This is a genomic window from Mycolicibacterium obuense (genome assembly GCF_055397605.1).
On sequence record NZ_AP043663.1, the window covers coordinates 4,354,491 to 4,379,270 of the forward strand.

General features: G+C 67.1%; 21 protein-coding genes. 8 read left to right on the top strand and 13 right to left on the bottom strand.

Going from position 1 to position 24,780, the window contains the following annotated elements; all coding sequences use genetic code 11:
• Positions 1-5: 5 nt before the first annotated feature.
• From purH to ACZ50N_RS20870, 7 genes are all read right to left on the bottom strand, one after another.
• Positions 6-1,589, bottom strand: coding sequence for a bifunctional phosphoribosylaminoimidazolecarboxamide formyltransferase/IMP cyclohydrolase (purH, locus tag ACZ50N_RS20840; protein ID WP_464473662.1), 1,584 nt, complete (start codon positions 1,587-1,589; stop codon positions 6-8).
• A complete protein-coding gene (gene purN / locus ACZ50N_RS20845) occupies positions 1,586-2,215 on the bottom strand; it encodes a phosphoribosylglycinamide formyltransferase (protein ID WP_464473663.1) in 630 nt (209 codons plus the stop codon). The genes purH and purN overlap by 4 nt, the downstream gene beginning before the upstream one ends.
• 10 nt (positions 2,216-2,225) lie before the next feature.
• Entirely contained in the window at positions 2,226-3,638 is a 1,413-nt protein-coding gene (locus ACZ50N_RS20850) for a cell division protein PerM (RefSeq protein ID WP_133414616.1), read from the bottom strand.
• A 115-nt stretch (positions 3,639-3,753) separates the two neighbouring features.
• A complete protein-coding gene (locus tag ACZ50N_RS20855) occupies positions 3,754-4,665 on the bottom strand; it encodes a DUF5336 domain-containing protein (RefSeq protein ID WP_046364479.1) in 912 nt (303 codons plus the stop codon).
• Between the two features lie 144 nt (positions 4,666-4,809).
• Complete coding sequence (gene sfnG / locus ACZ50N_RS20860) at positions 4,810-5,940, bottom strand: dimethylsulfone monooxygenase SfnG (protein WP_046364478.1); 1,131 nt, start codon at positions 5,938-5,940, stop codon at positions 4,810-4,812.
• Positions 5,941-6,002: 62 nt separating this feature from the next.
• Positions 6,003-7,163, bottom strand: coding sequence for a type III PLP-dependent enzyme (locus ACZ50N_RS20865; protein ID WP_464473664.1), 1,161 nt, complete (start codon positions 7,161-7,163; stop codon positions 6,003-6,005).
• Positions 7,132-7,659, bottom strand: coding sequence for a hypothetical protein (locus ACZ50N_RS20870; RefSeq protein WP_073684213.1), 528 nt, complete (start codon positions 7,657-7,659; stop codon positions 7,132-7,134). The genes ACZ50N_RS20865 and ACZ50N_RS20870 overlap by 32 nt, the downstream gene beginning before the upstream one ends.
• Positions 7,660-7,791: 132 nt before the next feature.
• Here ACZ50N_RS20870 and ACZ50N_RS20875 point away from each other — a divergent pair, with 132 nt between their 5' ends.
• From ACZ50N_RS20875 to ACZ50N_RS20885, 3 genes are all read left to right on the top strand, one after another.
• Complete coding sequence (locus tag ACZ50N_RS20875) at positions 7,792-8,640, top strand: LLM class F420-dependent oxidoreductase (protein WP_048423992.1); 849 nt, start codon at positions 7,792-7,794, stop codon at positions 8,638-8,640.
• Between the two features lie 64 nt (positions 8,641-8,704).
• Positions 8,705-10,207, top strand: coding sequence for a DUF4185 domain-containing protein (locus ACZ50N_RS20880; RefSeq protein ID WP_464473665.1), 1,503 nt, complete (start codon positions 8,705-8,707; stop codon positions 10,205-10,207).
• Between the two features lie 64 nt (positions 10,208-10,271).
• Positions 10,272-10,835, top strand: a complete 564-nt coding sequence (locus ACZ50N_RS20885) for a hypothetical protein (RefSeq protein WP_464473666.1) — start codon at positions 10,272-10,274, stop codon at positions 10,833-10,835.
• On the opposite strand, the gene ACZ50N_RS20890 is transcribed toward ACZ50N_RS20885, so the two are convergent.
• From ACZ50N_RS20890 to ACZ50N_RS20900, 3 genes are all read right to left on the bottom strand, one after another.
• Positions 10,832-12,361, bottom strand: coding sequence for an acetyl-CoA acetyltransferase (locus ACZ50N_RS20890; RefSeq protein ID WP_464473667.1), 1,530 nt, complete (start codon positions 12,359-12,361; stop codon positions 10,832-10,834). The genes ACZ50N_RS20885 and ACZ50N_RS20890 overlap by 4 nt on opposite strands.
• Positions 12,362-12,454: 93 nt before the next feature.
• On the bottom strand, positions 12,455-13,273 hold the full coding sequence (locus ACZ50N_RS20895; RefSeq protein ID WP_464473668.1) for an IclR family transcriptional regulator: 819 nt from the start codon (positions 13,271-13,273) through the stop codon (positions 12,455-12,457).
• Positions 13,274-13,360: 87 nt separating this feature from the next.
• Entirely contained in the window at positions 13,361-14,581 is a 1,221-nt protein-coding gene (locus tag ACZ50N_RS20900; protein ID WP_464473669.1) for a M24 family metallopeptidase, read from the bottom strand.
• 296 nt (positions 14,582-14,877) lie between these two features.
• Between ACZ50N_RS20900 and ACZ50N_RS20905 the strand changes: the two genes are divergently transcribed.
• The 3 genes from ACZ50N_RS20905 to speB are packed head-to-tail and all read left to right on the top strand — an operon-like array spanning position 14,878 to position 18,286.
• Positions 14,878-16,392: a purine-cytosine permease family protein gene (locus ACZ50N_RS20905; RefSeq protein ID WP_464470083.1), complete on the top strand. Its 1,515-nt coding sequence runs from the start codon at positions 14,878-14,880 to the stop codon at positions 16,390-16,392.
• Between the two features lie 14 nt (positions 16,393-16,406).
• Positions 16,407-17,324, top strand: a complete 918-nt coding sequence (locus tag ACZ50N_RS20910) for a polysaccharide deacetylase family protein (protein ID WP_464473670.1) — start codon at positions 16,407-16,409, stop codon at positions 17,322-17,324.
• Entirely contained in the window at positions 17,321-18,286 is a 966-nt protein-coding gene (speB, locus tag ACZ50N_RS20915; protein WP_048423997.1) for an agmatinase, read from the top strand. The genes ACZ50N_RS20910 and speB overlap by 4 nt, the downstream gene beginning before the upstream one ends.
• Before the next feature lie 76 nt (positions 18,287-18,362).
• Here the strand turns inward: speB and sucD are convergent, their stop codons facing one another.
• Both sucD and sucC read right to left on the bottom strand, forming a co-directional pair.
• Positions 18,363-19,265, bottom strand: a complete 903-nt coding sequence (gene sucD / locus ACZ50N_RS20920; RefSeq protein ID WP_464473671.1) for a succinate--CoA ligase subunit alpha — start codon at positions 19,263-19,265, stop codon at positions 18,363-18,365.
• 12 nt (positions 19,266-19,277) lie between these two features.
• Positions 19,278-20,441: an ADP-forming succinate--CoA ligase subunit beta gene (gene sucC / locus ACZ50N_RS20925; RefSeq protein WP_046364471.1), complete on the bottom strand. Its 1,164-nt coding sequence runs from the start codon at positions 20,439-20,441 to the stop codon at positions 19,278-19,280.
• 267 nt (positions 20,442-20,708) lie between these two features.
• On the opposite strand from sucC, the gene ACZ50N_RS20930 reads away from it, so the two are divergent.
• Both ACZ50N_RS20930 and ACZ50N_RS20935 read left to right on the top strand, forming a co-directional pair.
• The gene (locus tag ACZ50N_RS20930) at positions 20,709-21,779 is read left to right on the top strand and encodes a M23 family metallopeptidase (protein ID WP_046364470.1); all 1,071 of its coding nucleotides are present in this window, start codon (positions 20,709-20,711) and stop codon (positions 21,777-21,779) included.
• Positions 21,780-22,379 (top strand): hypothetical protein, encoded by a 600-nt coding sequence (locus ACZ50N_RS20935; protein WP_048423999.1) that lies wholly within the window; start codon positions 21,780-21,782, stop codon positions 22,377-22,379.
• Here ACZ50N_RS20935 and pcrA read toward each other — a convergent pair.
• Positions 22,376-24,688 (bottom strand): DNA helicase PcrA, encoded by a 2,313-nt coding sequence (pcrA, locus tag ACZ50N_RS20940; protein ID WP_464473672.1) that lies wholly within the window; start codon positions 24,686-24,688, stop codon positions 22,376-22,378. The genes ACZ50N_RS20935 and pcrA overlap by 4 nt on opposite strands.
• Positions 24,689-24,780 lie beyond the last annotated feature (92 nt).

Sequence of the window (24,780 nt, forward strand, 5' to 3'; positions counted from 1 at the left end):
GATCGTCAGTGCGCGAAGTGACGCGCCCCGGTCAGGTAGAGCGTGATCCCGGCCTCCGCGGCGGCCGCCGTCACCTCGTCGTCGCGCATCGAACCGCCCGGATGCACCACGGCCGTCACGCCGGCCTGCGTCAGCGTCTGCAGTCCGTCGGGAAACGGGAAGAACGCGTCGGAGGCTGCGACGGCCCCCTGCGTGCGATCCCCGGCCCGCTCCACCGCCAGCCGCGCCGCGTCGACCCGGTTCACCTGACCCATGCCGACGCCGACGGTCGCGCCGTCTTTGGCGATGACGATCGCGTTCGACTTGACCGCACGGCAGGTGCGCCACGCGAACACCAGATCGGCGAGCACCGCCGGATCCGCCGGCGTGCCGGTGGCCAGCGTCCAGTTCGCCGGATCGTCGCCCGAGGCGTCCACCGCGTCGCGCTGCTGCACCAGCAGACCGCCGCTCACCTGACGGAACTCGGTTCCCCCGGCCTGCGGCTCCGACGCGACCAGGATGCGGATGTTCTTCTTGCCGCTCAGCACCTCCACGGCACCGGGCTCGTAGGCGGGCGCCACGATGACCTCGGTGAAGATCCCCGCGACAGTCTCGGCCATCTCGACGCTGACCTCGGTATTGGTGGCGATCACGCCGCCGAACGCCGACAGCGGGTCGCATTCGTGGGCCTTGCGGTGCGCGTCGGCCACCGACACCGACGACACCGCGATGCCACACGGGTTGGCGTGCTTGATGATCGCCACGCAGATGTCCTCGTGGTCGAATGCCGCCCGCCAGGCGGCGTCGGCATCGGTGAAGTTGTTGTACGACATCTCCTTGCCGTGCAACTGTTCTGCCTGCGCCAGACCCGGCCAGCCACCGTCATCGCTGTACAGAGCCGCCTGCTGGTGCGGGTTCTCGCCGTAGCGCAGGACGGCGGTGCGCCGGAATGTCGCCCCGAACCACGGCGGCAGAGAGGCCGCGCCGGCCTCGGTGTCAGCCTCGGGGGCCAGAACGGTCTCCATCCAGGAGGCCACCGCGACGTCGTACTCGGCGGTGTGACGGAAAGCCAACGACGCCAGCGTCTTCCGCTCGGCGAGCGTGAACCCGCCGGCACGCACGGCCGCCAGGACTCCGTCGTACCCCAGCGGCTCGACGACGACAGCGACGCTGGGATGGTTCTTCGCCGCAGCGCGCACCATCGACGGGCCGCCGATGTCGATCTGTTCCACGCACTCGTCGACACCGGCCCCGGAGTTCACCGTCTGCGTGAAGGGGTACAGGTTCACCACGACGAGCTCGAAGGCCTCGACGCCCAGGTCCGCCAGCGCCGAAACATGTTCGGGTTTGCGCTGATCGGCCAGCAGGCCGGCGTGGACACGGGGATGCAGCGTCTTCACGCGCCCGTCGAGCACCTCGGGAAAGCCGGTCACATCCTCCACCGGGGTCACCGGAACACCGGCGTCGGCAATGGTTTTCGCCGTCGAGCCGGTCGAGACGATGCTGACCCCGGCCTCGTGCAGACCCTGGGCCAGCGGCACCAGCCCGGTCTTGTCGTACACGCTGATCAGGGCGCGGCGGATACGTCGCCTGCCGTCGCTGTCGGTCATCCTATGGTCGCCTTTCGTCCCGTCCAGGTGACGCCGCGGGTGGCCAGCGCCGCCAGGACATCCACCAGAAGTTCTCGTTCGATCACCTTGATCCGTTCGTGCAGCGTGGCCTCGTCGTCGCCGTCGAGCACGGGCACCGCCTGCTGCGCGACGATCGGGCCGGTGTCGGTGCCCGCGTCGACGAGGTGCACGGTGCACCCGGTGACGCGGACGCCGTAGGCGAGCGCATCGGCAACGGCGTGCGCGCCGGGAAACGCGGGCAGCAGCGCGGGATGGGTGTTGACCACCCGCCCTGGGAAGCGCGAAAGAAATTCCGGGCCAAGGATTTTCATGAAGCCCGCCGATACGACCAGATCGGGCTGGTGCGCTGCCGTCGCCGCGGTGATCGCGGCGTCCCATGCGGCGCGGTCGGGATGAGCGCGCAGCGGCACGGTGAACGTCGGGATCGCGGCGCGCTCGGCGATCTGCAGAGCCGGGCATTCGCGGTCGGTGCCGACGGCGACGACGCGCGCGGGGTACTCGTCGACCGCGGCCTCGAGCAGCGACGCGAGCAGGGAGCCGGTGCCAGAGGCCAGGACCACGAGCCGCGACGGCACACTCGGGGGGACCCGGACCGGTGGCTGCACGGCTGGAAGCCTAGTGGGTGGTGCCGTCGCGGTCCGAACGCATGTCGTCGTCGGCGACGAAATGATCCTCGGGATCTGCGAAGTCTTCGATGTCTGCGGGCCCGAACGCCTCGCGTACCGGCTTCTGCTGGCCCCGAGGTTCCGCAGGTTCGGCCGCGGGTTCGGCGGGCGGCTCGGGGACGGGGGCGGCGTCGATGCTCTCGGGCGGGAGCACGACGGTGTCGGGCGGCTCCAGATCGTCGTCGAGGTCCTCCGCAGGTGGCGCCGGTCTGGGCTTACGGACACGGGGCGCGAAGCCGCCCGACATGGCGACCGTCAGCGCGCCGATGCCGGCGAACCACACGAAGACAGCGGGACCGAAGGTGGCCTGGTCCACCTTCACATCGCCGAAGTTGCCCAGGGGCCCACCGCCGGCGTAGCCCAGCAACGCCATCGCCGCGGCGCCCAGAGCCGCGGCGACCAGCACCTTCGCCAGCGCCTGCACGGGCGGCAGCGCCCGGCGCGCACACTGCTGGCCCAGCGCGACCCCAGACACCGCACCGACGATCAGCAGCGCCACCCAGACCGGGCCCAGCGGCGGAGTGGGCGCGGCAGCCAACACGGGCAGCGCGGGCACGTCTCCGCCCAGCACCGTGAACGCGCTGAAGGTGGCCAGGCCGACGTGCGCGCTCGACCCGACGGCGACGGCGGCGGCGCCGACCACCACGTTGGGCAGGTAGAGCAGCGAGAGCACGGTGAGGCTGAGCTGCCCGAACAACGAATCGGTGATCGAGTAGAGGTCGTGCATCGTCGACCAGTGCACGACCAGCGAGCCCGCCACCACCGCCGCTGACAACGCAGTCAGCGCCAGCACACCGACCGCTGCGGCACGGAACGCATCGGGCAGCCAGGCAGGTAGCGGTGGCCGGATCAGTCGCCTGCCCAGCCGCGACCCGACACCGAGCGCCGCCCCCAGCAGGTGCACGGTCAGCACACTGGCGAAGGCGCGCGAGGCGTCGGGTGTCTGTAGCTGCGTCAGCACCGAGGCGGCGTCGTGGATCACCGCCAGGCACAGCGCCGCGATCAGCAGGGGTCCACCCAACGCCGAGGCCACCACCCAGCGGGTCACGAACCACGACGTGTGCGTCACCGCGGCCGCGGTGGTGCGCGCCGTGCCGTAGACCATCGCCAACGCGGGCAGCAGCGGCATCACTCCCAATGCGCTGCCCGCGATCGACACCGGCACCTGGTGCACGCCCAGCCACATGCTCGCGATGGCGCCGAGCGCGCCCGTCATGTCGCTGTTGGCGATCACCAGCTGCAGCAGCACCACCGCCGCGATGACGACCAACGCGACCAGCGACGGCCCGAACGCCACCCGGAGCAGCTCACGCGCCTGGCGTGGGGCCGCTGGCGTACTACCCGCGCGTGGGGCTGTGTTCACGGGTCGGGCCGCTCCTGAAAAGACGCTCTCGGACGCGCGACGGTCACGCACGCGCGGTTGAGACTACGACGCGCTTCGAACTACGACGCGCTTCGACACTACGACGCGCTCGACACTACGACGAGGACTGACCCGACTGCGAGGACGGCGACGACGGGTGCTGCGTGGGGACCTGCGTCGTCGGAGTGTTGCTCGACGGAGGCTGGCCGTAGGTCGGGTAGCCGGTGGGCGGCGTCGGGGAACCCGACTGCGCGCCGGAGGGCTGCTGCCCCGATGGGGTGCCCGATGACTGCTGGCCCGACGGCTGCTGTCCGGACGGGGACGTGGCGGGGAATCCGCCGGTGGAGGGACCCGAGCCGGGGTAGCCGCCGTAGGGCGTCGGGTAGCCGGGGCGCTGCTGCTGAGGTTGGCCGTGCTGCGGCTGCCCCTGCTGGCCCGGCTGACCGTAGTAGGAGCCGGGATACTGGCCGTACTGCGGCTGCTCGTACTTGGGGCGCGGCGTCGGCGCGGTGAGGATTCCCGAGTCGAACAGCAGCACCACGACGGCGACGGCGGCCTGCAGCAGCGTGAAGGCGGTCACCAGCCACAGGCCCCAGGCGACGCTGGTACCGCTGGGCTTGTTCAGCACCTCCGAGATCACCAGCAGGAAGCCCAGCACCGATGCGACCGCGGCCAGGGCGACGCGGTTCTTCTGCTTGGGCAGCAGACCGACCCCGGCGACCAGCGCACCGACGAGCGACGCGACGACGGCGATGCCGAGGCCGACGGAGCTGCCGCTGAGCTCACCGAGACCCGGGAAGTCGGATGACTCCACAGTGAATTGCGGCGCGAAGTACGACAGGTACGCGAGCAGGCCGAGACCTGCGGTGGCGGCGCTCAGGTACTCAGGGAGCTTGCTCGGACCCTCGGCGCCGGGGCCGGGCTCATTGACCCGGGCGAACTGCTGTGTCGGAGCGCTGAACTGTGTGGTGGGCTGCTGACCCGGCTGATAGCCGTGGCCTCCGGTCGGGCCTTGCGGATACGACATGACCTCTCCTGTGGTGTGCGGGCCCCCGCATCGACAACCAACGATGTCGACGCAGGTGACTAGCGATCCCGACGGACCGCCTGAGCGATTCGATGAACCACGCTAGCGCACATCGCTGGGGACCCCGAGCGGCGGAGGCGACCCTCAGGCGGGGATCAGCACCGGCGTGTCGGCCGTCGAGCGCTCGGCTGCCTCGATCTCACGGACCAGTGGTAGCACCTTCGCGCCGAAGTACTCGATCTCCTCCTGGAAGTGCAGGAACCCGCCGAGGATCAGGTCGACGCCGCGCTTGCGATAGGCCGCGATGCGCTCGGCGATCTGTTCCGGCGTGCCGATCAGTTGGGTGCGGAAACCGTCGTTGTACTGCACGAGGTCCTCGAAGCTGGAGTCGGCCCACATCCCCCTCTTGTCACCGGTGGAGTTGCCGGCCTGCTGCACGGCCGAGCGGAATCCCTCCACCGCGGGACGGTTGGCCTTCTCCACGATCTCCCTGAGGGTCTCCTTCGCTTCTTTTTCCGTGTCTCTGGCGATGATGAAACCGTTCAGACCGAACTTGACCTCACGCCCGACGTCCCGGGCGTGGTCGCGGACGTCCACGATCTGTTCGGTGACGCCGTCGAAGTCCTTACCGTTGGAGAAGTACCAGTCGGCGTAGCGGCCCCCGTTTCGGCGGGCCGCGGTGGAGTTCCCGCCCTGGAAGATCTCCGGGTTGGGCCGTTCGGGCGTGTTGACCGGTTTGGGCTTGAGGGTGAACTCGTGGATGCGGTAGAAGTCACCGCGGAAGTCCACGTCGTCCTCGGTCCAGATCTTGCGGAGTACCTGGAGGAACTCCGCACTGCGCCGGTAGCGCTCGTCGTGTTCGAGCCAGGGCTCACCGAGGTGGGTGAACTCGTCCTTGAACCATCCGGACACCACGTTGACGGCGAACCGGCCACCGGAGAGCTGATCGGCGGTGGCGCCCAGCTTGGCCAGCACGCCGGGCTGCCACAGGCCCGGGTGGACGGCCGCGATCACCTTGAGCCGCTGGGTGGCCAGCAGCAGCGCGAGGCTGAAGCTGGTCGACTCGTGCTGGTATTCCGCGCCGTAGCTCGCTTCATACCGCACCTGGGACAGCGCATAGTCGAAGCCGTTGTTCTCGGCCGTCTGCGCGAGCTTGACGTTGTAGTCGTAGTTCCAGTCGGTGCGCTGCTCGATGTCGCTGACCACGAGGCCGCCACTGACGTTGGGCACCCAGTAGGCGAAAGAAACGTTCTCGGCGATGCGTTCGGTCGTCATGGTGTGCCATCGAAGCGCTGCGATGGCGGTCCGTCATCGGTATGGATCGCGGTGAGGCGAAGTCAGCCCATGACGATCGGGGTGGCCTCGATGCCGTTGAACCGCGATGCGGTGACCGCGGTGTAGGCGCCCATCAGCGGACTGAGCAGGACATCGCCCACTGCCAGGCCAGGCATCGGGTAGTCCCGGGCGATCACGTCGGCGCTGTCACAGGTAGGCCCGGCCAGCGTGACCGGCTGCAGAGTCGGCTCGCTCTGCCCGGTCAGCTCCGTCAGCGCGAGGATCGGCGCGTGCACGTCCTCGGTCATCACGTTCGAATAGCTCCCGTAGAGCCCGTCGTCGAGGTAGTGCCACGTCCGGCCGGCGCGTTCGGCGGTGCCCACCACGGCGGTCAGCAGCGTCATGCAGTCGGCGGCGAGGAATCGTCCGGGTTCGCACAGCAACCTGAACTCACCGCGCCGCGCGCCGAGGACGTCGTCGACGATGTCGCCGATCTCGGTGATGGGCGGCTCCTGTTCGCGATAGCTGACCGGGAATCCCCCACCGATGTCGATCGTCCGCGTGGGCACCCCGAGGGCGGCCTCGATGTGACCGGTCAGGTCGAGGGTGTGCTGCAGGGCGCGCCGGAACGGCTCGGTCGAGCTGCTCTGGCTGCCGACGTGGAAGCTGAACCCGGCGAATCCGACGCCACCGGTCAGCACGTGCTTGACCAAGAGCTCGGCGTCGGCGGGCACCACCCCGAACTTCGACGACAGGTCGGATTTCGCCGAAGGGTTACCGAAGGCCAGGCGCACCAGCAGGTCGATGTCGCCGGGTCGGCCCGCGAATTTCTGTACCTCAGCGACGTTCTCGACTACGAACGTGCGGATGCCGGCGGCGTAGGCATGGTCGATGTCCGCCGGCTTCTTGATCGGATTGGTGTGGATGCTGCGATGCAGAGGCAGGCCGAGCCGGCCCAGAAGGTCCACCTCGCCGCGCGTTGCCACGTCGAAACCGGCGCCGCAGATCGCGACGGTGGAGAGCACCACCGGATGAGACAGCGCCTTCACCGCGTAGTGCACCTCGAAGCCCGGGAGCGCGGACTGCAGTTCACGGAGGCGTCGCGCGACCCGCTGCGGTTCGAGTACGAGCAGCGGTGTGCCGTGCGTCTGGGCCAGCTGCATCCAGCGTGGCGCGGTGGCGCGCAGCTGCTCACGCAGCTGAGACCGTCGGTGCAGGTTCATGACCGGTTCCTTTCTCGGCCGGAAGGCGCTGCGCGATGAGCGCTGTGAAGCGCTCGTAGCTGAAGACTGCGCATCCGTAGAACGCCACGTCGGAGACCAATTTTCCGAAGATCCAGCCGGCGGCGACGTTGCCGAACAGCATGGGTCCGACGTAGAACGCCAGGGGCCGCACGGCGATGCTGTCGATCAGTTCGGCGGGACCGAACTCGATCGCGACACTGCGTAGCGCCAAGAGGACGGACACGACGACGCGGTCGCGCCGTGTCCGGTGACAATGGTCGCGGTAGGTCCATCTCAATGCGGTCAGGAATGCCGTCGCGTAGTAACCCGCGGAGGCACCGACGGTCGCCGCGACGGCGGCGGCAGCCAATGAGCCGGTGGCGCCGTAGGCGAGTGCCGCGGCCCCGAATTCTGCTGCGGTGCCGGCTATTTCGCAGGGTAGATAGCGCCGTATCCACTCCCCGATCCGGGACCGCACACGCGTTCGTGTCGTCATGGGATAACTGTCACGCGACCGAATCGCGTGGTCTTGAGTAGCGCGCTACGCAAGTCTGCGCGGCCGGCGAGGCAGTGCTACCCGGGGCACCCCACTTGCGGACGCATATTGGAACACGTTCTAATTCTCGGCATGGACTTTGGGTTGGTGCTGTTCACCTCTGATCGCGGGATCACGCCTGCCGCGGCGGCCAAGCTCGCCGACGAGCACGGCTTCTCCACTTTCTACGTGCCCGAACACACCCACATCCCGATCAAACGGCAGGCCGCGCACCCGACCACCGGGGACGAGACCCTGCCCGACGATCGCTACATGCGCACCCTGGATCCCTGGGTGTCGCTGGGCACCGCCGCTGCAGTGACGTCACGGGTGCGGCTGTCCACCGCGGTCGCATTGCCCGTCGAGCACGACCCGATCACGCTGGCGAAGTCGATCGCCACGCTGGACCACCTGTCCGGCGGCCGAGTGTCCCTCGGTGTCGGATTCGGTTGGAACACCGATGAACTCGCTGATCACAACGTGCCCCCTGCGCGCCGCCGCACGATGCTGCGCGAGTACCTCGAAGCCATGCGGGCGCTATGGACCGAGGAAGAGGCCGCCTACGAGGGCGAGTTCGTGAACTTCGGCCCGTCGTGGGCGTGGCCCAAGCCGGTGCAGTCGCACATCCCGGTGCTCGTCGGCGCCGCGGGCACCGAGAAGAACTTCAAGTGGATCGCGAAGTCCGCCGACGGCTGGATCACCACCCCGCGCGACTTCGACATCGACGCACCGGTGAAGCTCCTCCAGGACACGTGGGCAGCCGCCGGGCGCGACGGAGCTCCGCAGATCGTCGCGCTGGACTTCAAGCCCGACCCCGACAAGCTGGCGCGCTGGCGCGATCTGGGGGTCACCGAGGTGCTGTTCGGCTTCCCCGACCGCGGCCCCGACGAGGTCGCCGGGTACGTCGAACGGCTCGCGGGCAAGCTCACTGCACTGGTGTGATTCGGTGCGCCGGAGGCCCCGGCGCCGGTTCTAGGCTGGTGAGCAACACCGGCTTGGGGGCCTGATGTCCATCTCGATGATCCGCGCGCAGGAGCCACGGCGCGTCGTCGATTCCGGGCATGACCTCAGCCGAAAGGCTTCGATGCTCGATGGGCTGATCGGCGAGCAGGTGCGCGCGGCCAACCGTATGCGGGAGAGCTGGTTCGGCCGGGCGGCGACGGCTGCCGCCGCGAAGTCTTATCGGAACATCCAGCAGGAATATCTCGAGCACGAGAAGCTGGTCGCCCTGGCTGCGGCCATGCAGTCCGGCGGCGGGGCGATGGACGCGATCCGATCGGTGTTGTTGACTTGGGTGGGTATCGCCGCATCGATGGTCGACGTCAGCGACGCCGGCGTGGTGACAGTCCGGGCGCCGAACGACATGGCGCCGTGGGTGGCCATCGCCGCGGCGTACACGAGAATCATCCAGCAGCTCATCGAACAGTTCCTCAACGCCGACGAGACAACGGCCAAGGGTATCGGCGCCATCAACGCGGGCTGGCTGCCGGGCAACAATCCCGGGCCCGGCGGCATCGACCCCGACAGTCTCAACAGCGATCAGCTGAAGTGGCTGCAGAGCCTGGCAGGTTCGGGGGATCCGAAGACCGGTGACGGCGGGGTCGGCGTGCCCAACACCGACCTGTCGATCATGGGGATGACGCCCGACGCGCGCATGTTCACGATCCAGGGCGACACCGCCGTCGGCGTCGGCGAGACCGGCGGACCGGGACCACGCGCTGAGACCGGCGGGCACAACAACATCATCTTTTGGAAAATGGACGAACACGGAAAGTGGGTCGTCGACGAAGTTGTGAACGATCCGTTCCCGAACACCCCAGGGGACGTATCCACGATTCCGACATCGACGTTCAACAATGGCGACACGATGTACGCGTCGGTGATGAACGTGAAGAACTGGAACGACCAGACGTGGCAGACGCGAAGTTCGCAGCTATACAAGTCAATCGACGGGGGTAAGACCTGGCAGCCCGTGAAACCCGCCGTATGGGAAAACGCTGGCGCTGCTCACGATCAACCTTTCCAGGTGCAGAGCTTTGCGCCGAACGACGATGGCTACGTGTACATGTACGGAACACAAGACGGGCGCGCCAACGACGGCATGCATGCGGCACGGGTCCCGATCGCTGACGTCGAAGACCCATCGAAGTACCAGTATTGGAACGGTGCATCCTTCGACGGCAGCCAGACCCCGCGCACCAGTCCCCCAGTGCTGCATCCGCCACCCGGTCACACGGGGGTCGGGGAACCGAACGTGCACTTCTACGACAACAAAGCCCTGGCCACATTCAACGACGACAAAGGCAACGTATTCACCAGTTCCTCGACGGATGGCGTCAACTGGACCCCGCCACAGCTCGTCACCACGCAACCTGGCGCCTACGGAATCTTTCAATCGCCGCTCTCGGCCGGCGACTCGATCGACGCCTCCATATCTCTCTGGAATCCCTATGGAACACAACTCGTTCAGATCCAGAATTCGGACACAAGAGGACTCGGCGGCTATTGACCCAGATGGCAGAGCAGAAGTCGCCGCGACTCACGGCTGCACAATCGATGGAAAGGGAGACGGGATGTCGATCAATCGTCACGTCGCCGGTGGTCTGGTAATCACGGCAGCCCTGATCGCGGGGTGCGCGCAGGACAAACACGAGCCTGCGACGCCTGTGTCGACATCGTCGCCATTGACATCGAAGAGCGCATCGCCGCCGACCGGTGTGGACTTCCCGGACCTCTCACAATTCACGGAGGACACGTCGGGTCGGTACGAGCAGGTGAATGTCCCGAGAGTGCAGGGGTTTTCGTTTTCGACTGCCGGCGGACTGATATGCGGAAGCAATGCTTACCCCGATGTGGAGTACGAGCAGATCGGCTGTCGCGGAGCCATTCCCGCACAAGGACCTGGCGACTGGTCCGTGTCTGCCCATGCGTCTGAGGCTGCAACAGTCGAACCAGTCCCGGACGACCCAGATCTCGCCGCCGCTCGGCAGAGTCCACCTCCCGTCCTGGAGCCCTCCCACAAAGTTCAGGCAGCCAAAGGGATAGCCGTCTGCGCTGTCGGGACGGCCGGTCTGACGGCCTGCATCGTCGGCGACCACGGCTTCGTCCTCACCCCGACCGCCACCACGCTGTTCTAGCGCAGAACCGCTCTGTTTCCGTTGTCCGTCGACGTCACAACGACTTTCGCGCCCAGCGGGTCAGCATCGGCCATCAAGGCAACCAGCTCGTCGTCAGTCGTGGTCGCCATGAAGCGGGAACCGTCGGCGTCGAGACGCCCGACGATGATGCCGGTGCGCACCGGCCAGTCGTAGCGCACCGAGTACGTCTCGACCACGCCCGACCCCTCCGGCTGCTTGGTCACCGGAACCGTCGGCAGCGCGGCTACCCGCTCGGTGAGTTCCGCGCTGCGCGACGAACGCCATTCGACGGGTTCGGTCGAGTAGATGCCGACCGAGTACTTGCTCATGATGCCGCCGTTGGCGCCGACGAATCCGAAGTCACCTGGCGCATCCCGCATCTGGGCGACAGTTTCGGCGATCGCGTGAGCCGAGTAGCTGTTGCCCGGTCCGCCGAAGTACGGCAGTCCCCCGGTGAGGGTCAATCCGCGAGGATCGTCGCCGGACACTCCGAGGGCCTCGCTCGCCACGAACACCGGGAACGGGAAGCAGCTGTACAGATCGAACGTGGCGATGTCACCGACGCCGAGCCCTGCCACCCGCAGCGCCTCCTGGACCGCGTGAACGGCTGCCGGGCTGGCGCCCATGTCCACCCGGCTCAGCAGAGCCTGCTCGACCAGGTCCGAATGCCCGTGCACGAACACCCACTTGTCCTGCGGCACACCGTGACGACGGGCCGCCTCGACCGACATCATGAGCAGCGCGGCACCCTGGTTCACGGTGTCACGAGCGACGAGATAGCGCGGATAGGGATCGCAGATCATCCGGTTGTCGTCGGTGACGGTCTCGATCTCCTCGACCGAGCGCTCGACCGGAGACGACGAGAACGGGTTCTTCGCAGCCACTTTCGACATCGGCGCGAACAGCTCGGCCATGGCGTGGCGGTACTCCTGAACACCCAGTCCCAGCCGGGCCCGGCGGGCGTTGTCAAGTAGCCCGTATTGCACCGGCGCGCCGGTCAATCCGTGCGTCACGGTGTATTCGTCGATGTAGCTGTAGATCCCGTGCCCACGGTCCTCGAGCTGACCCTCGACGTGTTCGGTGAAGTCCGGTTTGTCGTCGCGGTCGGCGAAGTACTTGGCCGTCGACCCCGGTTCCGATCCCATGATCATCACCACGTCGGCGTCCCCTACGACGATGGCCGCGCCGGCCTCAGCCACCAGCTTCTGGGGCCCCTGCCCGCCCACGGGTTCGAGCACGACGCGCGCCGGGTTCCCGCCGAGGCGCTGCATCACCGACCGTGGGTAGTTGTTCGACTTGCCGAGCGTGGCCGGCATCGGACCCGAGATCTCGAACTGCCGCATCCCGAAGACCGTGTCGATGGCTCCCGCCACCGACGATGCGTCGGCACCGGTGTCGGCCAGGGCGGCCCGTGCGGCCTCGGTCGCCAGCTCGACGGCCGACATACCGCGGTAGCCGGGGTCGTCGATGCGTTCGGTGAACTGACCGACGCCGACCAGGATCGGGGTTCGCGGATCAACCGGCATACAAGCCTCCTGACGGGTGTTAATTCGAGAGGCTAATAGAACGGGTTACAGGTCACCAAAACGTGCCGAGCTGGGAGCACCTTGCGCGTGCGGTCAGGAGGTGACCGCGCCCAGGCGTGCCGAGATCCTGCCCGCAGCGTCGGCGACTGCCAGCCCGAGTGGCTCGAGCATCGGCGCCGGCACGCGGAATCGCGGCGCCGACAGCACGATCGCGGCGACGAGCTCTCCGCGGTGGTCGTGCACGGGCGCCGCGATGCCGACCTCCTCGATGGAGGTGAGGCCGTCATTCAGCGCGTAACCCCTGGTGCGGGCCTCGCGCAATTCGTCGAGCAGGGCGTCGACTGCATCGTCGACGGGACCGACGAGGAGACGTCGGTCGAAGAGCCTGCGCACCTCGGCGGCAGGCATCTCGGCGAGAAACACTTGCACAGAAGAACTCTGGTAGGTGTCGTAGCGGGTACCTACCGCAGCGGTGTGCTTGACCTGCTTGGGGCTGGACACCTGGTCGACGACCACCGCCTCGTTCCCGTTCCACATCGTCAGGGCACTCGTTTCGCCGGTCCGACGGGTGAGTTGATCGAGTTCCGAGTGCGCGAGACGGCGAACGTCGAGGTTGGCCAGCAGAGGTCCGGTCAGCGCGATCAGACCGAGGCCCAGTCGGAAGCGACCCGTGCCCTCGTCGCGCTCGACGTAACCCGCCTTCTCGAGAGTGGCGAGGATGCGCGAGACGCTGCTCTTGTGCAGATCGACCTTGCGGGCGATTTCGGTGACACCGAGTACCGGTTCGGCGATGGAGAAGGATTCGAGAACGCGCAGGCCGTTGAGCAGCACGGAGGAGGATCGGGCATCGCTGTTGCGCTCCGGTGAGCCGTTGCGCTCCGCCGAGAGCACGCCACCGTCGTCGGTACTCACGACCACCACCCCTTCGCCTTCTGTCGCCGATGTCATTGTGACCGACGCGTCGGCCGGGTCCCGTCTGACCGGAACCCGGCGCTGTGCTCACGCGTCGATGATGTTGTGCTCGGGACCGAAGGGGAACTTCGTGATGTTCTCCGCGCCGTCCTCGCCGATGACGAGAATGTCGTGTTCGCGGTAGCCGCCGGCACCGGGCTGCCCCTCCGGGATCATGATCATCGGTTCCATGGAGACCACCATGCCGGGCTGGAGCACGGTGTCGATGTCCTCGCGCAGCTCGAGGCCGGCTTCTCGCCCGTAGTAGTGCGACAGCACGCCGAACGAGTGGCCGTAGCCGAATGTGCGGTTCGGCATCAGGCCCTCCGCCTCGTAGATCTCGTTCAGTTCGGCGCAGATGTCCTTGCACACCGCGCCGGGCTTGATCAGCTCGAGCCCGCGGCGGTGCACGGCGACGTTGACCTCCCACAGCCGCAGGTGCTCCGCGGACGGCCGACCATAGAACAGGGTGCGTTCGAGTGCGGTGTAGTAACCCGCGATCATCGGAAAGCAGTTGAGCGACAGGATGTCTCCGCGTGCAACGGTGCGGCTGGTCGCCCAGTTGTGCGCGCCGTCGGTGTTGATCCCCGACTGGAACCACACCCAGGTGTCGCGCAACTCGGCGTGCGGGAAGGTGCGTGCGATCTCGCGGATCATCGCGTTGGACCCAGCGATGGCGACCTCGTATTCCGGTACCCCCTCGGCGATTGCCTCGCGCACCGCCGCACCACCGAGGTCGGCGATCCGGGCGCCGTGGGTGATGAGTTCGATCTCCTCGGCCGACTTGATCATTCGCAGTCGCATGGTCGCCGCGGCCACATCGACAGCCTGCATCCGGGGCAGCGCGCCCATGATCCGCGCGAGCAGATCGGGGTTGATGTGGTCGTTCTCGACGCCGACACGGCCCTCGGTGATGCCGTGCTCGGCGAGCACCTGCGCAACGCCGTATTCGAAGTTGTCGCGCCGCCAGTCGGTGTAGACGAGGTTGTCACCGAAGGTGCGCCGCCACGGCATGCCGGCATCGATGTTGGCCGACACGGTGGTCGCACTCTCCTCGGTCACCACCAGTGCGTACGGCCGACCGAACGCCGTGTAGAGGAAATCCGAGTAGTAGTTGATGTTGTGGTAGCTGGTGAAGATCACCGCAGCCAGGCCGTCGTCGGCCATCTGCTTGCGCAGGGTCGTCAGCCGCGACTCCATCTCCGCGGCGCTGAACGTGGGGGTGACCTTGTCACCGTTGGGGATCCGCTTGAGGCGCTCCAGGTTCATCAGTGTTCCTCTCAATCGTCGACGGCCGGGGCGTGACACCCGGTCCCCACACAGTGCAACAGTGTTGCATTCAAGTCAACACACGCAGGTTTCGGGGCGGCATGACCACGCGGATTGGCTACATGTAAAAACGGTGTTAACGATGTTTTTTGTGACAACTGCACCTGAACCAACCAATATCCGGTTCGTGTTGACAGGTGGTAGGCCCCACATTAGGTTCTGAATCAGTGCATCGCTGTTGCATTAGACGCAACTATTCTCCACCGGTTGGGTCGCCGACACCCGAAGGAACGTTCATGAGCACAGAGCAACCCGTGCCCGTCGAGCTCCAGGGCCGGAGCGCCGACATCCCCGGATCCGGGGACATCCATCAGATCGAAGACGTATTGCAGCCGATCCCCGAGTCGGTGCGCACCTCGCGCGTCTCCGGACAATTCTGGATCTGGGCCGGCGCCAACATCGCTCCGATCAACTGGGTGCTCGGCGCACTGGGGATCGGCCTCGGCCTGGGGCTGCGCGACACGCTGATCGCGCTGATCGTCGGCAACATCGTCGGCATGGCGCTGTTCGGCGTCTTCGTCCTGATCGGCCAGCGCACAGGCGTGACCGGGATGGTGCTCTCCCGCGCTGCGTTCGGCCGCCGCGGCGCCTACGTACCGGCCGCCATCCAGGCCGCCCTCGCGATCGGATGGTGTGCGGTGAACACCTGGATCATCCTGGACCTGGTCATGGCGTTACTCGGGCAACTGCACCTGGTCGATCCGGCGGCGCCGAACATCGCGGCCAAGGTCGCCGTCGCGGCAGTGATCATGGGCATCCAGGTCACGATCGCGTGGCTCGGCTATCGCGCGATCGCGACGTTCGAGCGCTGGACGGTTCCGCCCACGCTGGCCGTACTGATCCTGATGTCGGCCGTCGCGTGGTTCCACCTCCCGATCGATTGGTCCTACGCCGGCCCCGACGGAAACGTCCTCCAGGGCACGGAACGCATCGCGGCGATGTCGGCGGTGATGACGGTCATCGGAATCGGTTGGGGCATCACGTGGTTCACCTACGCGTGCGACTACTCACGGTTCGTCAGCACCAAGGTGCCGCCGCGCAAGCTCTATCTGGCGAGCACCCTGGGCCAGTTCATCCCCGTGGTCTGGCTCGGCGTGCTCGGCGCCAGCCTGGCCACCACCAACGGTGATGTCGATCCCGGCGAACTGATCGTGTCGAACTTCGGATCACTCGCCCTGCCCGTGCTGTTCCTGGTGATCCACGGCCCGATCGCGACCAACATCCTCAACATCTACACGTTCTCGGTCGCTACCCAGGCACTGGACGTGAAGCTGTCCCGACGCACACTGAATCTGCTCGTCGGCGCCTTCGCGCTCGTCGTCGTGGTCTTCTTCGTCTTCCAGTCCAGCCTCGCCACGGTGCTCAGCACCTGGCTCGGCGCGATCGTGGCCTGGATCGCCAGCTGGGCGGGCATCATGGGTGTCCACTACTTCGTCATCGAACGCAGCAGCCTCGACGCGCAGCGCCTGTTCGACCCGGTCGGCTCCCGCAGTCTGCCCGACGTCAACTGGACGACCATGGGCTGCTTCGTCGCGGGCATCGTCGGCACCTGGATGTTCATGTACGGCTCGCTACCGGTCATGCAGGGCTTCGGGTCCAGGGCGATGGGCGGACTCGATCTGTCGTGGCTGGCGGGCGGCCTGATCGCTGGCGGCCTGTACGCGGTGTTCGGCCCTCGGGCCTACCGGCGCCGCGCCGAGACAGCCGTCGCTGCGCCACCCGTCCAGACCGCAGAGGGAAGCGCCCTGTGACCAGCCCGGCCCCCATGCCCACCACCGTCCGACGCGACGACCTCGGCTGGCCGCAGGGTTACCGAGCGGCAGCGGCGTTCACGTTCGACGTCGACGCCGAATCCTGTGTGCTGGCCCATGATCCGGGTGCGGCGAGCCGGATGTCGCTGATGAGCCACCAGTCCTACGGACCCAGGGTCGCCGTGCCACGGCTCCTGAGACTGCTGGCCCGCCACGACATCCGGGCCACCTTCTTCGTGCCGGGCTTCACGGCCGATTGCTACCCCGACACCGTCCGGGCGATCGTCGACAGTGGCCATGAGATCGCCCACCACGGCTATCTGCACGAACCGATGCAGGGTATCGACGCCGCCACCGAGGCGCGCTACCTCGACCGCGGACTCGACGCCCTCGAACGGGTGGCCGGTATCCGCCCCGTCGGGTATCGCGCCCCATGGTGGGAAACCAACTGGCACACACCGGCACTGCTGGCCGAACGTGGCTTCCTCTACGACTCGAGTCTTCTCGACGGCGACAAGCCCTACCGGTTCGCGGTGGCGCCCGACTCCGCCGAGACGCTCATCGAGATCCCTGTCGACTGGGCCCTCGACGACTGGGAGCAGTACGCCTTCTACCCCGGGGTGACTGGAAGCGGTGTCATCGAGAGTCCGGCAAAGGTTCTCGAGATGTGGACCCTCGAGGCGGAGGCCCACCACCTCGAGGGGGGCTGCTTCGTGCTCACCAACCATCCGTTCATCTCAGGTCGACCCTCCAAAGCCGTTGCGCTGGAACGCCTCATCGAGAACGTGCGCAGCATGGACGGAATGTGGGTGACCACCATGAGTGACATCGCCGCACACGCCCAGGAGGCGTGCACGGAAACCTATCTGCACACCCGGTTCGAGGTGCCCGCATTCCCCGACGTCGACGTCCGCCCGACCGGCCGCCGGTGAACCCGCCCGAGACCGGCGCCGAGCAGCCGCCCCTGGGGGCGATTCCCTCGACTGTGGTGCCGCGGTACGCCGGCAAGTCGACCTTCGCCAGGATCGCCGACATCGGTGAGGTGACCGACTACGAGATCGCCGTGCTCGGAGTGCCTTTCGACGGCGGAACCTCCTACCGTCCGGGTGCCCGCTTCGGTCCCATGGCCGTTCGACAGGCTGCGCGAACCCTGCGCCCCGGTTACCACGTCGAATTGGGGGTGACGCCACTGCAGGAGGTACAGATCGTCGACGCCGGAGACATCACCGTGACGCCCTTCGACATCGACGAGGCCTGCCGCCAGATCCAGCAGCACATGCGCGAGGTGATCGGTGCACGGGAGCGACGGGTGGTGGCGATCGGCGGCGACCACACGATCGCGCTGCCCGCACTCCGTGCGCTGCACGGCGTGCACGGTCCGCTGGCCCTGGTCCATTTCGACGCACACCTCGACACCTGGGACACCTACTTCGACGCCCCGGTCACGCACGGCACGATCTTTCGGCGTGCGTTCGAGGAGGGACTGCTGGTTCCCGATCACTCGATCCACGTCGGCATCCGCGGGCCGGTGTACGACCGCATCGACCTGAACGAAGACGCCCGTATGGGGTTTCGCACGATCCGCGCAGGCGACCTCGACGTGATGGGGGTCGACGCGGCGGTCGACGCCGTCAGGCGCCGCGTCGGAGACGTGCCCGTCTATCTGTCCATCGACATCGACGTCCTGGATCCCGCCTTCGCGCCGGGCACCGGTACGCCGGAGTCCGGCGGACTCACGGCCCGCGAACTGCTGCGCATGCTGCGAAACCTGCACGGCCTCAACCTCGTCGGCGCCGACGTCGTCGAGGTGTCCCCCGCCTACGACCACGCCGAGATCACGTCGATCGCCGCGGCCACCGTGGTGTTCGACCTCCTCGCCCTGATGACCGCCTGACGCCCCGAACGACACTGCGGCCAGATCGCCGATTCCCGAAGGATGGCGATCTGGCCGCAGTCTCGGCGTGCTGGGGCTACAGGGTTTCGAAGATCTCCCGGGCCAGCTTGGCGGTCTCGGACGGCGTCTTGCCGACCTTGACGCCCGCGGCCTCGAGGGCTTCCTTCTTGCCCTGTGCGGTGCCCGCACCGTCGGAGACGATGGCGCCCGCGTGGCCCATGGTCTTGCCCTCGGGTGCGGTGAAGCCGGCGACGTAGCCGACGACGGGCTTGGTGACGTTGGCCTTGATGTAGGCGCCCGCCTTCTCCTCGGCGTCGCCGCCGATCTCGCCGATCATGACGATGAGCTTGGTCTCGGGATCCTTCTCGAATGCCTCGAGGGCGTCGATGTGGGTGGTGCCGATGACCGGGTCGCCGCCGATGCCGATCGCAGTCGAGAAGCCGAGATCGCGCAGCTCGTACATCATCTGGTAGGTCAGCGTGCCCGACTTCGACACCAGCCCGATCGGGCCCTTGCCGGTGATGTTGTTCGGCGTGATGCCGACCAGCGACTCGCCCGGAGTGATGATGCCGGGGCAGTTGGGCCCGATGATCCGGGTCTTCTCCCCCTTCTCCACGTTGTAGGCCCACGCGTAAGCGCTGTCCTGCACCGGGATTCCCTCGGTGATGACAACCAGCAGCGGGATCTCGGCGTCGATGGCCTCGATGATGGCGTCCTTCGAGAAGGCCGGCGGCACGAAGGCGATCGACACGTCGGCGCCGGTCTCCTTCATCGCCTCGGCCACCGAACCGAACACCGGCAACTCGATGTCATCGCCGTCCTTGTCCACATGGGACACAGTGGTGCCCGCCTTGCGCGCATTGACGCCGCCGACGACCTGGGTGCCGGCCTTGAGCATCAATTTGGTGTGCTTGGTGCCCTCGCCACCGGTGATGCCCTGGACGATGACCTTGCTGTCCTTGTTCAAAAAGATCGACATCGTGTGTGTCCCTTACTTGTTCGCCAGCTCGGCGGCCTTGTCGGCGCCGGCGTCCATGGTCTCGGCCTGGATGACCAGGGGGTGATTGGCCTCGGCGAGAATCCGGCGGCCCTCGTCAACGTTGTTGCCGTCCAGACGCACGACGAGCGGCTTGTTGGCCTCGTCGCCGAGGATCTCCAGCGCCTTGACGATGCCGTTGGCGACCGCGTCGCAGGCGGTGATGCCGCCGAAGACGTTGACGAAGACGCTCTTGACCTGGCTGTCGCCCAGGATGACGTCGAGCCCGTTGGCCATCACCTCCGCCGAGGCACCGCCACCGATGTCGAGGAAGTTCGCAGGCTTGACGTTGCCGTGCTTCTCGCCGGCGTAGGCGACGACGTCGAGGGTCGACATGACCAGACCCGCGCCGTTGCCGATGATGCCGACCTCACCGTCGAGCTTGACGTAGTTGAGGTCGTTCTCCTTGGCCTTGAGCTCGAGCGGATCAGTGGCGTCCTTGTCCTCGAACTCCGCGTGGCCGGGCTGGCGGAAGTCGGCGTTGGCGTCCAGGGTGACCTTGCCGTCGAGCGCGAGGATCTGGTCGTCAGGCGTACGCACCAGCGGGTTGACCTCCACCAGGGTGGCGTCCTCGCCGGTGAAGACCTCCCACAGCTTCTGGATGGTCACAGCCGCGGCGTCGAGAACCTCGGCGGGCAGGTGGCCCTTCTCGGCGATCTCACGGGCGAAAGCCAGGTCGACACCCTTGACGGCGTCGACGGGCACCTTGGCCAGGCGGTCGGGCTTGGTCGCGGCGACCTCTTCGATCTCCATCCCCCCCTCGACCGAGCACATGGCCAGGTAGGTGCGGTTGGAACGATCGAGCAGGAAGGAGATGTAGTACTCCTCGGCGATGTCGCTGGCCTCGGCCACCAACAACTTCTTGACGACGTGGCCCTTGATGTCGAGGCCGAGGATGTTCTGGGCGTGGGTGAAAGCGTCGTCGGGCGTCGCGGCGTACTTCACGCCACCGGCCTTGCCGCGGCCGCCGACCTTGACCTGCGCCTTGACCATGACCGGTTTACCGATCTCCTCGGCGATGGCCTTCGCGTCCTCGGCGCTGTCGGTGACGCGGCCGGGCGTGGTGGGAACGTTGTGCTTGGCGAAAAGTTCTTTCGCTTGGTACTCGAAGAGGTCCATGGACTCTCAGACCATCCCTGTCTGTCGGCGGCTTATAGGTGTGTGCCCGACGGGCTCCAGGGGGACTGTATCGACCTCGCGAACCGAAGTTGGCACCGCCTACCTGTCATGTGGTCGATCTCACCGGGCCCCTAATCGTGATTCAGGTCACATTCGACAGTGGATTACAGTCACGGGTTGGCACTTGCATTGGATTTTGGTTAACGTCCTGTGGTCTAGATAACGGTCTGATCACGACGGCACACGACAGATTAAGGACCTTTCAGGTTGGCTCAGCATCGATCGCCTCGCTTCTCTGAGGCTCTCGCAGCACCTGCAGCCACTGAAGTCACGGACATCATTCCGTTCAACGAGTTCGGCGCCCTGGGCGAGCTTCACGATCTGGACTGCCCCGGGGACGGTGTGTTCGATCGCGACACCCAGGTCATCCACGCCCCCGAACTGGACGATCTGCTCGACACCGACGATCTGCAGCCGCTGCGCCTGGTTCCGGCCGAGTTCCGAGCCGAACCGCGCGCCGAATCGCCTTCTGATGTCAGCTCGTTGCGCAGCTCGCGCGCCTATCGCGACAGCCACACCGACCGCAGCGACGGCACGGCCACCACCGACGTCATCGACATGCGCGGCCGCACGGGGCAGCACCGCAAACCCGAGGTTCCCGTCAAGGGCCGGCTGATGGTCGCTGCGATGGCCGTCGGCGCCACGGCCGCCGGGGCGTACAGCGTGACCACCGCCGCGGAGAAGCAGCCTGCCGAAACCGTCCTCGCATCCGACACCACGACACTGGGCGGCTCCGGTGTCGTCACCGGTTCCACGGATGGCATGCAGATCGTCACCGTGACACCGGCAGCAAACTCCGCCATCCACGCCGAAGAGATCACCAAGGCCGCCGCGTTCGCGCAGGAGCGTGCCGAACGTGAGGCGCGCCTGGCCCGCCCGCAGTTCGTGATGCCGACACGCGGAGTGTGGACCTCCGGGTTCGGTTTCCGGTGGGGCGTGCTGCACGGCGGCATCGACATCGCGAACTCCATCGGCACCCCGATCCTGGCCGCCGCCGACGGTGTCGTCGTCGACGTCGGCCCGACCGCCGGTTACGGCGCATGGGTCAAGATCAAGCATTCCGACGGCACCGTGACCCTGTACGGCCACATCAACACGTGGCTGGTCAGCGTCGGCGAGCGCGTCATGGCCGGCGACCAGATCGCCACGATGGGCAACCGAGGCAACTCGACCGGCCCCCACCTGCACTTCGAAGTACTTCTCGACGGCTCCAACCGGATCGATCCCGTCGGGTGGCTGGCCAAGCGGGGACTGTCCCCCGGCAGCTACGTTGGCTGAGTGGCCAGCGACCCCACAGACCGACCCGAACAACACGATGACGCAGAGACACGGATCCTGCGCCGGGCACCGCTGAACACCGGCTCGCAACCCGTCCCTGAATCGGCCGATCCGGCCACGTCGATCATCAGGCGTCACCCGACCGGTGAATTCCCCGCCGCAGCAGAGCCCGCCACCGGCTACCTGCCTCGAGCGCAGCCCATCGCAGTCGGCCCGCCGCACGCGCCGCGGGTGCCCGCCAGGTCGGCGATTGCGACCGCCGTCGTCAGCATCCTGTCCGGGTGGGCGACCGCGGTCATCGCGACCAATCTGATCTCGGGTTGGTCGGCGACGGACCCGCTGTTCTGTGTGGCGATCGGTTTCCTCGCCGCGATCTCCGCCGCCGCGACCATCGGCGGGCTGATCGCGCTGCTGCTGCGGCGCCGGATGGGCAGGCTGCTAGTGATCGTCGGCGCAGCGGTCGCGCTGTTGATCTTCGCGGGGTTGTTCGTCGCGGGCGCCGCACTGCCTGCCCTCGTCTACGGCATGCCGGTGCTGCCGGTGGCCTCGATCGTGCTGGCGCTGCTGCCGGAGACGGCGCGCTGGGGTCGCTCCGGTTAGAGCTTGCTGACGGGTGCGTGGTTGTGCATGAGCTTGACGCGCCCGGCGCTGCCGAAGTCGATCAGCGACATCGCCGACTCCCCCATGCCCGACACCTCCTCCACGCGACCGAGGCCGTACTTGTCGTGCGTGACGCGGTCGCCGGGCTCGAGCACAAGCAGCGGCCTCTTGCCTGCCGATGAGCGCGCGGGCGACGGGCGCGGCGTACCGAACCGGCCCGCCCCGCTCACCGGCGCCGAGAAGTGCGATGCCGGTGCCTCGACGCGGCGCCAATTGATCAGCTCTTGCGGAATCTCCCGGAGAAAGCGCGATTCCGGGTTGAGCATCGGCTGGCCCCACGACGAACGGACCTTGGCCCGGGTGAGGTAGAGCCGCTGGCGGGCCCGCGTGATGCCGACGTAGGCCAGCCGACGTTCCTCCGAGAGCTCGACCGGGTCACCGAGGGCGCGCATGTGCGGGAACATGCCGTCTTCCCATCCGGTCACGAACACGACGGGGAACTCGAGTCCCTTCGCGGTGTGCAGCGTCATCATCGTCACCACACCGGACCCGTGTTCGGGGATGTCGTCGGCGTCGGCCACCAGCGACACCCGTTCGAGGAACGAGGCCAGCACGCCGGTGTCGGGCACGTCTTCGTCCTGGGGCTCGGCGTCCTCCTCCGCGAGAGCCCGCGCGTTGGCCAGATCGATGCTGAATTCGTGAGCGACGCTGACCAATTCGTTGAGGTTGTCGAGCCGGGCCAGATCCTGGGGATCGGTGGAGGACTCGAGTTCGGCGCGATAGCCCGTGCGGTCGAGAACCGACTCGACCAGCTCGCCGAGTTCCCCGTCGAGGCCGCCCCGCAGTTCGTCGAGCATCTCGACGAAGCCGGCGATGGCCTTCTCCGCGCGGGTGTTGAGCATCGGCACCTTGCCCTCGGCGGCCGCTACGAGCGCGTCGTTGAAACTCGCCCCGGTGTTCTCGGCGTACACCGCCACACACGCCTCGGCGCGGTCCCCGATGCCGCGGCGTGGGGTGTTCAGGATGCGCCGCATGCTGACCGAGTCACCCGGGTTGTCGAGCACCCGCAGGTAAGCGACGACGTCGCGGATCTCCCGGCGCTCGTAGAAGCGCACGCCGCCGACGACCTTGTACGGGATGCCGGCGCGGATGAAGACCTCTTCGAGAGCACGCGAGGAGTTGTTGGTGCGATAGAACACCGCGACGTCGTTGTACGAGAAGTCGCTGACGCTGTCTGCGAGTGCGTCGATCTCCTGCGCGACGAAGCGGGCCTCGTCGTGTTCGTTGTCGGCGACGTAGCCGACGATGAGCTCCCCTTCGCCGGCATCTGTCCACAGCCGCTTCTCCCGCCGCCCGGCGTTGCGCGCGATGACGGAGTTGGCCGCGTTGAGGATCGTCTGCGTGGAGCGGTAGTTCTGTTCGAGCAGAATGGTTGTGGCGCTGGGATAGTCGCGCTCGAAGTCCTCGATGTTGCGGATCGTCGCACCGCGGAACGCGTAGATCGACTGGTCGGCATCGCCGACGACGCACAGTTCCGCAGGCGCGACCCCATCGACCGTTTCGGTGCCGACGAGCTCACGCACCAGTACGTACTGCGCGTGGTTGGTGTCCTGGTACTCGTCGACGAGGATGTGCCGGAAGCGACGCCGGTAGTACTGCGCGATCTGCGGGAACGCCTGCAGCACGGCCACCGTCTCGCCGATCAGGTCGTCGAAGTCCAGCGCGTTGGCCGCGCGCAGACGGCGCTGGTATTCGGCGTAGACCTCGGCGATGATGCGGGCCAGATCCTCCGCCGCCTCGGAAGCCTCGGCCGCGGCCTGCTCGGGTCTGATCAGCTCGTTCTTCAGATTCGAGATGCCGTTGGACAGCAGCCGCGGTGAGAACTTCTTGGTGTCCAGGCCCATGTCCTTGCCGATCATCAGCAGCAGACGACGGGAATCGTCGGCGTCGTAGATCGAGAAGTTCGAGTTCAGCCCGGGCAGCAGCGACGCCTGGTTGCGCAGGATGCGCACGCAGGTCGAGTGGAACGTGGACACCCACATGTTGCGGGCGCGCGGACCGACGAGTTGCGCGACGCGCTCACGCATCTCGGCAGCGGCCTTGTTGGTGAACGTGATCGCGAGGACCTGGCCGACGCCGACCTCACGCGCCGCGAGCAGGTAGGCGATGCGACGGGTGAGCACCGCGGTCTTGCCGGAGCCCGCTCCGGCGACGATGAGCAGCGGCGTGCCCTCGTGCAGGACGGCCTGGCGCTGCTGGGGGTTGAGCCCGTCAAGGAGCTCGTCTGTTTCAGTGCTGACGATCGACATACTGTCTCAAACCTACCGCTGAAGAGTGACACTCTTTGCGCAGCCACCGCACGTAGTGGCACACTCGTTGAGTGCTTTGTCAGCAGCGGCGA